Origin of the sequence: Corynebacterium tuberculostearicum (assembly GCF_022347235.1) — a bacterium.
GTDB classification, from domain to species: Bacteria; Actinomycetota; Actinomycetes; order Mycobacteriales; family Mycobacteriaceae; genus Corynebacterium; species Corynebacterium tuberculostearicum_F.
In genome coordinates this window covers 1-13314 of record NZ_JAKRDX010000001.1, presented here as the reverse complement: position 1 = coordinate 13314, position 13314 = coordinate 1, and the positions used below count along the sequence as shown (strand labels likewise).

11 protein-coding genes and 1 rRNA gene are annotated in these 13314 nt (G+C 57.7%); all 12 read left to right on the top strand.

The window, feature by feature from the left end; all coding sequences use genetic code 11:
- Window positions 1-81 precede the first annotated feature (81 nt).
- Window positions 82-1128 (top strand): phenylalanine--tRNA ligase subunit alpha, encoded by a 1047-nt coding sequence (gene pheS, locus MHK09_RS00060; RefSeq protein WP_005327862.1) that lies wholly within the window; start codon window positions 82-84, stop codon window positions 1126-1128.
- Between the two features lie 24 nt (window positions 1129-1152).
- Window positions 1153-3666 (top strand): phenylalanine--tRNA ligase subunit beta, encoded by a 2514-nt coding sequence (pheT, locus tag MHK09_RS00055; protein ID WP_250412266.1) that lies wholly within the window; start codon window positions 1153-1155, stop codon window positions 3664-3666.
- Between the two features lie 144 nt (window positions 3667-3810).
- The gene (locus MHK09_RS00050) at window positions 3811-4137 is read left to right on the top strand and encodes an aminotransferase class III-fold pyridoxal phosphate-dependent enzyme (protein WP_005327867.1); all 327 of its coding nucleotides are present in this window, start codon (window positions 3811-3813) and stop codon (window positions 4135-4137) included.
- The gene (argF, locus tag MHK09_RS00045; RefSeq protein WP_250412264.1) at window positions 4134-5054 is read left to right on the top strand and encodes an ornithine carbamoyltransferase; all 921 of its coding nucleotides are present in this window, start codon (window positions 4134-4136) and stop codon (window positions 5052-5054) included. The genes MHK09_RS00050 and argF overlap by 4 nt, the downstream gene beginning before the upstream one ends.
- A 3-nt stretch (window positions 5055-5057) precedes the next feature.
- Window positions 5058-5540, top strand: coding sequence for an arginine repressor (locus tag MHK09_RS00040; protein WP_005327871.1), 483 nt, complete (start codon window positions 5058-5060; stop codon window positions 5538-5540).
- A gap of 81 nt (window positions 5541-5621) precedes the next feature.
- Window positions 5622-6842 (top strand): argininosuccinate synthase, encoded by a 1221-nt coding sequence (locus tag MHK09_RS00035; RefSeq protein ID WP_250412263.1) that lies wholly within the window; start codon window positions 5622-5624, stop codon window positions 6840-6842.
- A gap of 6 nt (window positions 6843-6848) precedes the next feature.
- Window positions 6849-8279, top strand: coding sequence for an argininosuccinate lyase (argH, locus tag MHK09_RS00030; protein ID WP_250412262.1), 1431 nt, complete (start codon window positions 6849-6851; stop codon window positions 8277-8279).
- Window positions 8280-8498: 219 nt separating this feature from the next.
- Window positions 8499-10016: an amino acid permease gene (locus MHK09_RS00025; RefSeq protein ID WP_250412260.1), complete on the top strand. Its 1518-nt coding sequence runs from the start codon at window positions 8499-8501 to the stop codon at window positions 10014-10016.
- 12 nt (window positions 10017-10028) lie between these two features.
- Complete coding sequence (gene ocd, locus MHK09_RS00020; protein ID WP_005323253.1) at window positions 10029-11066, top strand: ornithine cyclodeaminase; 1038 nt, start codon at window positions 10029-10031, stop codon at window positions 11064-11066.
- A 56-nt stretch (window positions 11067-11122) separates the two neighbouring features.
- Window positions 11123-11296, top strand: a complete 174-nt coding sequence (locus tag MHK09_RS00015) for a Trm112 family protein (RefSeq protein ID WP_005323252.1) — start codon at window positions 11123-11125, stop codon at window positions 11294-11296.
- 23 nt (window positions 11297-11319) lie between these two features.
- The gene (tyrS, locus tag MHK09_RS00010) at window positions 11320-12579 is read left to right on the top strand and encodes a tyrosine--tRNA ligase (protein ID WP_005323249.1); all 1260 of its coding nucleotides are present in this window, start codon (window positions 11320-11322) and stop codon (window positions 12577-12579) included.
- A 630-nt stretch (window positions 12580-13209) separates the two neighbouring features.
- Window positions 13210-13314: ribosomal RNA gene (locus tag MHK09_RS00005) — 16S ribosomal RNA — on the top strand; the annotation flags it as partial.

Here is a 13314-nt window from a genome sequence, read left to right as displayed (position 1 = left end):
GGTCCCTGGGGCGGTCGGACTAGCCGGGACAGAGTAAGATTGCACGCGTTAGTTTTCGCGCGAGAAGAAGGTACGAAGTACGTGTCCGATACACCGCAGATCGAATTGACCGAAGAGGCTCTTGGGGCCGCGGCCGATAAGGCTATCGCAGCCTTCGACGCAGCCGAAACGCTCGATGAGCTGGCTGCAGCCCGCCGCGAGCACCTAGGAGATGGCGGCTATATTCCGCAGGCGCGCCAGTCATTGGGGCAGCTGCCTAAGGACCAGCGCAAGAGCGCTGGCAAGGCTGTCAACATGGCCCGCGGCAAGATGGAAAAGCGCTTTGCCCAGGTTAAGGATGTCTTGGAGCAAAAGGCTCGCGAGGAGCAGTTGCGAGCAGAGACCGTTGACGTCACCATTCCCACCACCCGCACCCAGACTGGTGCTCTTCACCCGATTACCGCATTGTCAGAACGCATTGCGGATATTTTCGTCGGCATGGGCTGGGAAATCGCGGATGGCCCCGAGGTTGAGGCGGAGTACTTCAACTTCGATGCATTGAACTTTAAGCCGGATCACCCAGCACGTACCCTGCAGGATACGTTCCACGTCTCCGGCGAGGGCTCTAAGCAGGTGCTACGCACGCACACCTCTCCGGTACAGGTGCGCACCATGCTGGAGCGCGATGTACCGCTGTATATCGCTTGCCCAGGTCGCGTATTCCGCACCGATGAGCTGGATGCCACCCACACCCCGGTTTTCCACCAGGTAGAAGGTTTGGCCGTGGATAAGGGCCTGACCATGGCCCACCTGCGCGGCACCCTGGAGCACTTGGCCAAGGTGCTGTTCGGTCCGGAGACCACGACGCGCATGCGCGTGAATTACTTCCCGTTCACCGAGCCTTCTGCCGAGGTTGATGTGTGGTTCCCCAATAAGAAGGGTGGCGCTGGCTGGATCGAGTGGGGCGGCTGCGGCATGGTGAATCCCAATGTGCTGCGCGCCGTAGGCGTTGACCCAGAGGAATACACGGGCTTTGCCTTCGGTATGGGCCTCGAGCGCACGCTGCAGTTCCGCAATGGCTTGACCGATATGCGCGACATGGTCGAAGGCGATGTCCGCTTCACCCTGCCGTTTGGCGTGCAGGCTTAAAACCCAGAAAGGATAGACACACTAATGCTTATTTCCCAAGACTGGGTCACCCGCATCCTGGGCGCTAAGAACCCTGGTTGGAACGTTTCCGCTGCCGATATGGACTCCGGATTCGTGCGCGTCGGTTTTGAAACCGAGGGCTATGCTGCCGTTCCGGAGAGCACTGGTCCGCTGGTCATCGGCCAGGTGGTAGAGATTGAGGAACTTACTCAGTTCAAAAAGCCCATCCGCTACTGCCAGGTAAATGTAGGCCAGGCTAATGGGACGGGTGAGCTCCAGGGCATCATTTGCGGTGCCCGCAACTTCCGCCTGAATGATTATGTCGTAGTAGCTCTTCCGGGCTCGGAATTGCCAGGGGGCTTTAAGATTGCGGCTCGCGAGACCTACGATCATATCTCTAATGGCATGCTGTGCTCCGGTGCTGAGCTCGGTTTGGGTGCACAGGCTAACGGCATCATCGTCTTGGGTGATGACGTCGCTGATAAGGTGGGCGAGGATGCTCGCCCGATTATTGGTCTGCACGATACGGACTTTGACGTCAACATCACCCCGGATCGCGGCTACGCCCTGTCCGCGCGCGGTTTGAGCCGAGAGATTGCCTCCGCTTTCGATCTAGAATTTGCCGATATTGCCGAAGACCCGTCCGTTGCTGGCATTGATACCTCCGCTGTTCCAGCGGCGCAGGGCTCGCTTATCGACGTCACTCTCAACCCCGAGACCAAGGCGCAGCGTTTCGGCCTCCGCAAGGTCTCCGGCATAGACCCGCAGGCACGCACCCCGTTCTGGCTAGAGCGCGAGCTCATGCTCTGCGGCCAGCGCAGCGTAAACCTGCCCACGGACATTACTAACTATGTGATGTTGCTTTTGGGCGCCCCGATGCATGCCTTTGATGCCAACGTTATCCAAGGAAATCTCGTTGTCCGTAATGCGGACGAAGGCGAGAAGTTTGAGACCTTGGATCACGTAAAGCGTGAGCTTTCTGCAGAAGATGTGGTCATCTGCGATGACAACGGCATCCAGTCGCTGGCCGGTGTCATGGGCGGTACTACCTCCGAAATCTCGGAGGAGACCACTGATGTGGTCTTCGAATCCGCTATCTGGGATCCGATTACCGTGGCGCGCACCTCCCGCCGCCATAAGTTGTCTTCTGAATCCTCGCGTCGCTTCGAGCGCGGCGTGGATCCTGCGATTGTCGAGGTCGCTCTAGACACCGCATGTGCGCTCTTGCAGCAGCTGGCGGGCGGCACCATTGAGGAAGGCCGGACGCTTATCGGGGACGTCGCCAAGCGCGAGCCCATTGCCCTGCGCACCGCAAAGGCTAGCGAGTATGCCGGCGTTGACTACTCCCGTGAGACTGTTATTTCCCGCCTCGAGGAAGTCGGCTGCACTGTTGCCGATGAGGGTGACATGCTGCAGGTAACGCCCGCTACGTGGCGCACCGATATCTCCATGGATGTTGACCTCATTGAGGAGGTCCTACGTCTTGAGGGCTTGGAGGACATTCCTACCGTCCTGCCTACTCCGGCCGGCGGTCGCGGTCTCACCCCAGCGCAGAAGCGTCGCCGCGCTATTGGCCACGGCCTGGCCTATGCCGGTTATGCAGAGGTATTGCCGGCTCCGTTCGTGGCGAACGACACCTTTGATGTGTGGGGCTTGGACAAGGATGATGCTCGCCGCCGCACCGTAGAGGTGCAGAATCCGCTTGAGGCAGATAAGGCCATCTTGTCCACGACTCTGCTCCCGAACATGCTGGAGGCCATCGGCCGCAATGTTGCGCGTGGCCGCAGCGACCTCGCCCTATATGGTCTGCAGCAGGTGGCATTCAAGCGCGCCGAGGCATCGCCCATGCCCTCTGTAGAGCAGCGACCTTCTGAACAGGCTGTTTCCGAACTTCTGGATACTCTTCCTGAGCAGCCGCTGCACGTTGCAACGGTGGCCACCGGCAATATCGAGCATGAGGGCCCGTGGGGCGAAGGACGCGCATATAGCTACGCCGACGCCATCGAATCCGCCCGCCAGGTCGCTCGCGCCGCCGGTGTGGATATCGAGCTTGAGGCCGCGCACGTTCTTCCCTGGCACCCAGGCCGGTGTGCTGCCGTGAAGGTGGCTGGCACCGATGTGGTCTTGGGCCATGCCGGTGAGCTTCACCCGCAGGTTCTGGAAGCGCTGAACCTGCCGGCGCGTACTTGCGCCATGGAGCTGGACGTTACCGCTATGCCATTGGAAGAGAAATTCCCTGCGCCGGTACTGTCCTCCTTCCCAGCGTTGCACCAGGACATTGCGCTCGTGGTGGATGAAGACGTCCCAGCAGAGCGCGTGCGCGCCACCGTGGAAGAGGGGGCGGGTGAGCTCATCGAGTCCGTCGAGCTCTTCGACATTTTCCGTGGTGAGCAGTTGGGTGAGGGCAAGAAGTCCTTGGCCTTCCAGCTTCTGTTCCGTGCAGCGGACCGCACGTTGACCGATGAGGAAGTCAACGAGCACCGTACGGCGGCAGCGGAGCTGGCTAAGCAGCGCTTGGGCGCAGAGATGCGCGCATAGCTTTCCCAAAAAAGGGGCGGTGAGATTTAGCTCACCGCCCCTTTTTCATACATTTTTCCGCTCCTGACGAAGCTTTAACCAGGCATTTTTCTAAATTGTATGAATAACATACGGTCGAGTGTATTTATTGCTATAGTCACCCCTATGACGATTTCAGTAGCAATTGCAGGCGCCACCGGATACGTGGATGCGGAATTTCTTGCGGAAGTTACCCATAAGGGTGACTATCTGCGGCAAGAGATTGAAAAATTGCCGCTTGTAGAACGCGTACGCGGCCGCGGCCTGATGCTCGGCATTGTTTTAGCACAACCGGTGGCTAAGCAGGCCGTGCGCGACGGGCTTGCACAGGGGCTCATCCTCAACGCACCCAGTGAGAATGTACTCCGCCTCACCCCGCCCTTGGTTATTTCCCAAGATGAACTAGACACAGCACTGACAACACTTCGGACGATAATGGAGGAACTGGCATGAGCCTTCGACACGTTCTGGCTGACGACGATCTCAGCCCACAAGAACAAGCAACCGTTTTGGACCTAGCTGAAAGGCTCAAGAAGGATCCCTTTGCAGAGCGCCCACTAGAGGGACCTAAGACCGTGGCGGTGCTTTTTGATAAAACGTCTACGCGGACCCGCTTTTCCTTTGAAACCGCAGTAGCGAATATGGGCGGCAAGGCCATTACCGTCGATACTTCTACGACTCAGATGAGCAAGGGGGAGTCCTACCAGGACACGGCCGCGGTGCTTTCGCGGTACGTGGAGGCAATCGTGTGGCGCACCTTTGACCATGACAACCTTCTCCAGATGGCGGAGACTGCTACCGTTCCTCTGGTCAATGCGCTTTCCGACGACCTGCACCCCTGCCAGATTTTGGCTGACCTGCTGACCTGTCGCGAGAATTTGGGTGACCTAAAAGGTAAAAAGGCCGTCTACCTGGGCGATGGCGATAATAATATGGCTAACTCCTACATGATTGGTTTTGCCACGGCCGGCATGGACGTCTCTATTATCGCGCCCGAAGGATTCCAGCCGCGCCAGGAATTCGTCGACCGCGCGCGCAAGCGGGGCAACATCACCATTACTGATGACGTGGATGAAGTTGAAGGTGCAGACGTAGTCATCACCGATACTTGGATCTCTATGGGGCAGGAAAATGATGGCCGCGATAGGCGTACGCCGTTCCTGCCATATCAGGTTGATTCGACCATAATGAGCAAAGCGCATAAGGATGCAATATTCTTACATTGTTTGCCGGCGTACCGTGGAAATGAGGTCACGGCTGAGGTAATTGATGGACCACAGTCGCGCGTCTTTGATGAAGCGGAGAACCGCCTGCATGCGCAGAAAGCGCTTCTTGTCTGGTTGCTCGAAATAAATAAGGAGATCAACTAAGTAATGAACACCCCGACCACCCGCAATGCTCGGCAGGCCAAGATCCTAGAGATTTTGGATCGCAATCGCGTCACCAGCCAGGTGCAACTATCCGAGCTTCTCCTCGCAGACGGCATCGACATCACGCAGGCCACTTTGTCCCGTGACTTGGATGAGCTGGGCGCGAAGAAGGTAAAGCGCGATGGTGGCCGTTCCTTCTACGTGGTCGGCGGTGAGCTGGAGCAATTTGAAGACCAGGTGGGCGGCCCCCGTGAAAAGCTGCGCCGCATGCTCGATGAACTGGTGGTATCCCATGATTCTTCCGGCAATATAGCTATGTTGCGCACCCCTGCCGGTGCGGCCCAGTACCTTGCCAGCTTTATTGACAGGGTGGGGCTGCACGATGTCATTGGTTGCATCGCCGGCGATGACACCATCTTCGTCCTGGCGCGCGAGGGCGTCACGGGCGCAGATCTGGCGGTGACACTTACCACGCGAAATATTTAGACGGTGGTGGTGGCAATCCAGACCACCATCGTATATTATGTGCTTAGATGAATTGTTTCCAATAGAACAAGGAGATTAACCATGTCCGCACGCGTAGTCTTGGCTTACTCTGGTGGCCTTGATACTTCCGTTGCCATCCCATACCTGGCAAAAATGACCGGTGGTGACGTTGTCGCCGTTTCCCTGGACTTGGGCCAAGGCGGCGAAGATATGGAATCGGTTCGCCAGCGTGCACTTGACTGCGGTGCCGTAGAGTCCATCGTTATCGATGCCAAGGATGAGTTCGCAGAGGAATACTGTGTTCCCACCATCAAGGCAAACGGCATGTACATGAAGCAGTACCCGTTGGTATCGGCTATTTCCCGCCCCCTCATTACTAAGCACTTGGTAAAGGCCGCGCAGGAATTCGGCGGCACCCACGTCTCCCACGGCTGCACCGGCAAGGGTAATGACCAGGTACGCTTCGAGGTTTCCTTCCGCGCCCAGGATCCTTCCCTCGAAATCATCGCCCCTGCACGCGATTATGCGTGGACCCGCGATAAGGCCATCGCCTTCGCGGAAGAGATTAACCTGCCGATTGAGCAGTCCGCTTCCTCGCCATTTTCCATCGATCAGAACTTGTGGGGCCGCGCGGTAGAGACCGGATTCCTTGAGGATCTGTGGAATCCGCCAACGAAGGATCTCTACGCCTATACCGAGGATCCAGGCCTGGGTAATGCCCCGGATGAAATTATCATCTCCTTTGAGAAGGGCATCCCCGTAGCAGTTGATGGTCAGAAGATGTCCCCGCTGCAAGTTATTGAAGAGGTCAACCGCCGCGCTGGTGCGCAGGGCATTGGCCGTCTGGATATGGTGGAGGACCGCTTGGTAGGCATTAAGTCCCGTGAGGTCTATGAGGCTCCGGGCGCCATGGTCCTCATCCAGGCCCACGAGGCGCTGGAGGATGTCACCGTGGAGCGCGAGTTGGCTCGCTACAAGCGCTTGACCGATGCCCGCTGGTCCGAGGAGGTCTACGACGGCCTCTGGCACTCGCCGCTGAAGCGTTCCTTGGATGCTTTCGTTGAGGAGTCCCAGGAAAACGTCACCGGCGATATCCGCCTGAGCATGCATGCCGGTACCGCCACGGTCACCGGTCGCCGTTCCGGCCAGTCGCTGTACTCCTTTGACCTGGCTACTTATGACACTGGCGATACCTTCGACCAGACCGCAGCTAAGGGCTTTGTGCAGCTGCACGGCCTGTCCACCCAGATCTCCAACCAGCGTGACCGCGACGGCGGTTTCCCCACCAGCGTGCAGAAGTAGGAGCACATGGAACCGCATAAAACTAACGAGGGTGCCCTATGGGGTGGCCGCTTCTCCGGCGGACCGTCTGAGGCGATGTTTGCCCTCTCTGTATCCACTCACTTTGACTGGGTGCTGGCGCCATATGACGTACTAGCCTCCAAGGCGCATGCCAAGGTGCTGCACAAAGCGGGCTTGCTTTCCGACGCCGATTTGGACACCATGCTCTCCGGCCTCACCGAGCTAGGGGAGAAGGTGGCCTCCGGTGAGTTCCGCCCAGCACCAACGGACGAAGACGTCCACGGTGCGATGGAGCGCGGGCTCATCGAGATTGTGGGCCCAGAGGTAGGCGGTCGCCTGCGCGCCGGCCGTTCCCGTAATGACCAGGTCGCAACCCTGTTTCGCATGTGGGTACGTGATGCCATTCGCGATACCGCGGCTCAGGTGAGTGACTTGGTGGATGCATTGGCCGATCAGGCCGCTGCCCACCCCGATGCCATCATGCCGGGTAAAACCCACTCGCAGGCGGCACAGCCAGTTCTGTTGGCGCACGAGCTTTTGGGGCATGCGCAGCCACTTCTGCGCGATATTGAGCGTCTGCAGGACCTGGATAAGCGCTTGGCTGTATCGCCCTACGGTTCCGGTGCTCTAGCCGGTTCCTCCTTGCAACTGGATCCGGAAGCCATTGCGGAAGAGCTCGGCTTTGATGCCGCCGCGGAGAATTCCCTGGATGGCACTGCGGCTCGTGACTTCGCCTCCGAAACGGCATTCGTCTTGGCGCAGATTGCCGTCGACATGTCCCGACTTTCGGAAGAAATTATCTACTGGTGCACGCCGGAATACGGCTACGTCACCCTGGATGATGCATGGTCGACCGGCTCGTCCATCATGCCGCAAAAGAAGAATCCGGACGTTCCGGAGCTTACCCGCGGCAAGACTGGACGCCTTATCGGTAACCTCACTGGCCTCCTGTCTACGCTGAAGGCACAGCCGCTGGCCTATAACCGCGACCTGCAGGAAGATAAGGAGCCCATCGTTGATTCGGTGGCGCAGCTTAACCTGCTGCTGCCGGCAATGACCGGACTGGTGTCCACGCTGACTTTCCACGAGGACCGCATGCGCGAACTTGCCCCGCGCGGGTTCACGTTGGCTACCGACTTGGCCGAATGGATGGTTCGCCAAGGCGTTCCTTTCCGCGAGGCGCACGAAGCGTCCGGCGCCTGCGTGCGCATCGCTGAGGAGCGGGGAGTTGACCTAGTGGAGCTCACCGATGAGGAGTTGGCGGGCGTCGACAAGCGGCTAAAGCCTAGCGTCCGTGAAGTACTCACCATCGACGGGGCAGTGGCCTCTCGTGCCACCAAGGGTGGCACCGCTGGTGTCCGCGTGGCTGAGCAGCGCGAGACTGTCCGCCAGCGTGCCGCGGCTGCTCGCTCGTGGGCGCAGAAGCCGCTGCGCTAATTCTCGGTGCGCTTTAGAAACCGCATGGTCTTCGGCCATGCGGTTCTTTTTTATCTCGCTGCGGGGGTGGGAGATTGACCCCCATTCCCAACCTGTCAACTGCGTTGTTGAACACAATGGGGGTAGTGGTGACATGGGTAACAGTGTGGTGCGTTAGTATTCATGCAGGGAATGTGACCTAACAGACTCATTCACCGTAATGAAAGGACGATCTCTCCTATGACAGTAAATTCTCCGCCCACTCCAGCTGGGCCACACGAGAATGAAAAGGCGGTCTACGCCTCGGAAGACCATGGCCTGCAAAAGGGAATGGGCAATCGCCAGCTGCAGATGATTGCCATCGGTTCCGCAATCGGTACCGGCCTTCTCCTGGGCACCGGCGGCCGCCTGCAGGACGCAGGCCCCTTCCTCGCCGTGCTCTACCTCGTATGTGGCTTCTTCGGCTACATCATCTTGCGTTCACTTGGCGAGCTCATCGTCTATCGCCCCAGCTCCGGCTCCTTCGTGTCCTATGCTCGCGAGTTTTATGGCGAAAAGACCGCTTTCGTCACTGGCTGGTTGTACTGGGGAAACTGGGCCATGACCCTGGTGGCGGACGGCACAGCCGTCGCCATCTACATCAAGTGGTTTAGTCAGTACACGTCGTGGCTCGATGCCGTCCCGCAGTGGTTACTTGCACTCGTCGTCATCTGCGGCATCCTCGTGTTCAATATGCTCTCGGTGAAGATCTTCGGCGAGCTGGAGTACTGGTTCTCCTTGATTAAGATCGTCGCGCTGATCATCTTCATGTTGGTAGCCATCGGCGTCCTCATCTTTGGCCACCCGAGTGGCGACCCGACCGGCTTTAGTCTCATTTCTAACTCCGGCGGCTGGTTACCTAATGGCTTGATGCCAGCCGTGATCGTCGTCCAGGGCGTCGTCTTCGCCTATGCCGGCATTGAGCTCGTTGGTACCACTTCCGGCGAGACCAAGAATGTAGAAAAGCACATTCCGCGTGCAGTCAACAACGTGCTGCTGCGCATCCTGATTTTCTACTTCGGCTCCGTGCTGCTACTCACGCTCGTGCTGCCGTACACCGACTACGTCGCTGATGTTTCCCCATTCGTGACCTTCTTTGAGTCCCTTGGCGTAGGAGCGGCGGCCCCGATTTTCCAGCTTGTCGTTATCACCGCTGCGATTTCCTCGCTCAACGCCGGCCTGTATTCCACCGGCCGCATTATGTACAACATGTCCACCTCCGGCTCCGGCCCGAAGTTCGGCGCTCGCATGTCCAAGTCTGGCGTGCCCTACGGCGGCATCGTCATGGCGGCCATGGTGGGCTTGGTAGGCGTCTTCCTCAACTATGTGGTGCCGGAGATGGCGTTTGAAATCGTGCTCAACCTGGCAGCCCTGGGCACATTGGCGTCCTGGGCGGCAGTTGCGCTCTCGCACCTCAAATTTGTGCGCCTGGCCAAGAGCGGAAGCTACACCCGACCGGGATACCGCTCGCCGTTTGGCGAAGGCGGAGACTGGGCAGTGCTCATCTTCATTGGCCTAGTCATTATCTTGATGGCCTTTGATTATCCAATCGGCACCTTTGCACTTGCATCGACCCTGCTCCTCGTTCCGGTCTTTATGGCAATGTGGTACGCATGGCGCGACCGCATTCGCGCCATCGCGGAAGAGAGGAAGGCCAAGCACCTGCCAACCTCCAGCTTCCCGGCTGCACCGCAAACAGACCTTCACCCAAAGAAATAGAAAGGAACTTTTATGAACCACGCAGTTAAGTTCGTAGATGTAGAGAATATGGCGCGCTGGATTCAGCGCGAAGGCGTAGAAAACATCATTACCGGAATGGTGGACTACCTTGAGGCCGACTACCGCGAGTGGGAGCGCTTCGACAAGATTCCGCGCGTTGCCTCCCACACCCCGTTCGGCGTTATCGAGCTCATGCCTACCTCCAATGGCAAGGAGTACTCCTTCAAGTACGTCAACGGTCACCCATCCAACCCAGCTCGCGGTTTCCAGACCGTTACTGCCTTTGGCGTGCTTGCCGACGTCGACAATGGTTACCCCACCTTCGAAGCCGAGATGACGCTGCTTACCGCACTGCGTACCGCCGCGACCTCCGCCATGGTGGCAAAGCACTTGGCACGCAAGGATTCCAAGCGCATGGCCATGGTTGGTGCGGGCTCCCAGTCCGAGTTCCAGGCGCTTGGCTTCCGCGGCGTTATGGGAATTGAGGACATTACCATCTATGACATCGACCCTGAGGCGGTAGAAAAGTTCAAGCGCAACTTGGAGCCACTGGGCTTTAATATCACTGCTTGTTCCAGCGTCGACGAGGCGGTTTTGGGTGCAGACATCATCACCACCTGTACCGCAGACAAGGCTCAGAACCAGATTCTGGCTGAGCGCCACGTCGCCCCAGGCGTACACCTCAATGCCGTTGGTGGCGACTGCCCGGGCAAGACCGAGCTGGAGAGCTCCATCCTGGACAAGTCCAAGGTCTTCGTAGAATTCCCAGAGCAGACCCGCATCGAAGGTGAAATCCAGCAGAAGCCGGAAGACTTCCCGGTTGTCGAGTTCTACCAGGTGCTCACCGGTCAGGCCACCGGCCGCGATGACGATGAGCAGATCACGCTCTTCGACGACGTCGGATTCGCCATCAACGACTTCTCCGCCCTGCGTTACCTGCGCGATTCTGTCAAGGGCACCGACCTGGAGTCCGAGATCGACATCATCGCCAACCCGGATGACCCGAAGGATCTCTTCTCCCTGGTTGCAAACGTTCCCTCCCTGCTCTAAGTCGAAGGTGGGGTAGAGGGATCCAACTTCTTCCTCTACCCGCTAAGATAAGACGCATGAGTCTTGACCCGAAGTTGCTAGAGGTCCTTGTCTGCCCGCAAGACAAGGGCCCTTTGACATATCTGGAAGATAAACAGGTCCTCGTCAACGAGCGGCTGGGCATTGCCTATCCCATTGAGGATGACATCCCAGTCATGCTTGTAGACCACGCCCAGAAATGGCCAGCTTAACTTCGACTTTTAGAAAGACCCCCATGAATATCATCGATGAACTGCAATGGCGCGGACTGATCAATCAGTCCACCGATCTTGAGGCCCTGCGCGAGGCATGTGAGAACCCCATCGCGCTGTACTGTGGGTTCGACCCCACGGGCGACTCCCTCCATGCTGGCCACTTGGTCCCACTTATCATGCTGCGCCGCTTCCAAAACGCCGGCCACCACCCAATCGCATTGGCGGGTGGCGCAACTGGCTTTATTGGTGATCCGCGCGACGTCGGCGAGCGCTCCATGCTGAGCGAGGAAGACTTGGCCCATAACCTCGAGGCCATCAAGGGGCAGCTGCGTCGGTTCATCGACTTCGACGGCGAGCAGGCTGCCACCATGGTCAACAACGCCGATTGGACCATGAACATGTCCGTCATCGACTTTTTGCGTGACGTGGGTAAGAACTTCTCCCTCAACACGATGCTGGATCGCGATACCGTCAAGCGGCGCCTCGAGGGCGACGGCATTTCTTACACCGAGTTCTCCTACATGCTTCTACAGTCCAATGACTTCGTGCAGCTTCGCCGCGAGCGCGATTGCGTATTGCAGATCGGCGGCGGTGACCAGTGGGGCAATATCGTCTCTGGCGTAGACTTAAACCGTCGTATCGATGGCGCCAAGGTCCATGGCCTTACGGTGCCTCTGGTTACCGACGCCTCCGGACAGAAGTTCGGCAAGTCTACTGGCGGCGGAAAGCTATGGCTCGATCCGGAAAAGACTTCCGCATACTCCTGGTACCAGTACTTCCTCAATGCAGGAGACTCTGTAGTTATTGACTACCTGCGCTGGTTTACCTTCCTGACGCAGGAGGAAATCGCCGAATACGAGCGTGCGGTAGAAGAAGAACCTTATAAGCGCGCCGCTCAGCGCCGCTTGGCACAAGAGATGACCGATCTGGTTCACGGTGAAGAGGCAACCAAGGCTGTCGAGCTTGCCGCTCAAGCGCTATTCGGCAAGGCCGAACTCTCCGAGCTGGATGAAAAGACCCTTGCTGGCGCGCTCTCTGAAACCACTGTCGCCGAAGTTGCCGCCGGCGAACCGCGCACAATTGTTGACCTGCTGGTGGCTAGCGGCTTGGCCGATTCCAAGGGTGCTGCCCGCCGCACCATTAAGGAAGGCGGTGCCTACGTGAATAACCAGCGCATTGAATCGGCAGAGTGGGAGCCGTCTGCAGAAGACCTCCTGCATGGCAGCTGGCTCGTGTTGCGCAGAGGCAAGAAGAACTTCGCTGGCGCTAAGTTGAGCTAAACAGCAGTAGATGACGTCCGTTCCACTCGTTGGAAGGGCGTCATTTTTCATTTTTGTACTCTGCCCTGCGGGTTTGTGTTGTGTGGTTGTGGTGGACTACATTAATCGAAGTCGCCGCGAGGTAGCCGGGAGGTTACTTTTGAGCGAATTTGGTGCGGACTTGGTTCGATGATTTGACAGGGTTCATTGAGTTGAGTACGTTTGTACGAGCCGCCAACGAGAGGTTAACGGAAAGTTAATTTTCTTGGGGTGTGTGGATGATGTTTGAGAACTCAATAGTGTGCCAATGTACTTTTTATTTTTTGTGTGCATGGTTGTGTGTTGATTGGTTTGTCTGCCAATAGGCCTAGGTGGTTTGTTGGTTGGTGTGTGCCGGTTGGGTATGTGAAACGCGTACCTTTTTGAATGCTGTTTGGTGTTTCGGCTGCATTGAGATGGATTGGTTGGCATGTGATTGTGTTCAACTTTTTGGTTTCCTCTTTTTTGACCCCGTCGGGTTGAGGGAACTGTTTATTTTTCTTTGTAGTAATTTTTTGGACGCCAGCACAGGCTTTTGTGGTTTGTGGTGGTTTGTTCTTTTGTTGGGTTTCGGGCTTTTCACGGCCTGTTTCGGATTTGTTCTGAAATTTTTTTGTGGAGAGTTTGATCCTGGCTCAGGACGAACGCTGGCGGCGTGCTTAACACATGCAAGTCGAACGGAAAGGCCCTGCTTGCAGGGTACTCGAGTGGCGAACG

Coding starts and splice junctions, on each gene's coding strand:
- pheT (WP_250412266.1), top strand. CDS start 1,153: ATGCTTATTTCCCAAGACTGGGTCACCCGCATCCTGGGCGCTAAGAAC.
- MHK09_RS00035 (WP_250412263.1), top strand. CDS start 5,622: ATGTCCGCACGCGTAGTCTTGGCTTACTCTGGTGGCCTTGATACTTCC.
- tyrS (WP_005323249.1), top strand. CDS start 11,320: ATGAATATCATCGATGAACTGCAATGGCGCGGACTGATCAATCAGTCC.
- MHK09_RS00040 (WP_005327871.1), top strand. CDS start 5,058: ATGAACACCCCGACCACCCGCAATGCTCGGCAGGCCAAGATCCTAGAG.
- MHK09_RS00025 (WP_250412260.1), top strand. CDS start 8,499: ATGACAGTAAATTCTCCGCCCACTCCAGCTGGGCCACACGAGAATGAA.
- argF (WP_250412264.1), top strand. CDS start 4,134: ATGAGCCTTCGACACGTTCTGGCTGACGACGATCTCAGCCCACAAGAA.
- ocd (WP_005323253.1), top strand. CDS start 10,029: ATGAACCACGCAGTTAAGTTCGTAGATGTAGAGAATATGGCGCGCTGG.
- MHK09_RS00050 (WP_005327867.1), top strand. CDS start 3,811: ATGACGATTTCAGTAGCAATTGCAGGCGCCACCGGATACGTGGATGCG.
- MHK09_RS00015 (WP_005323252.1), top strand. CDS start 11,123: ATGAGTCTTGACCCGAAGTTGCTAGAGGTCCTTGTCTGCCCGCAAGAC.
- argH (WP_250412262.1), top strand. CDS start 6,849: ATGGAACCGCATAAAACTAACGAGGGTGCCCTATGGGGTGGCCGCTTC.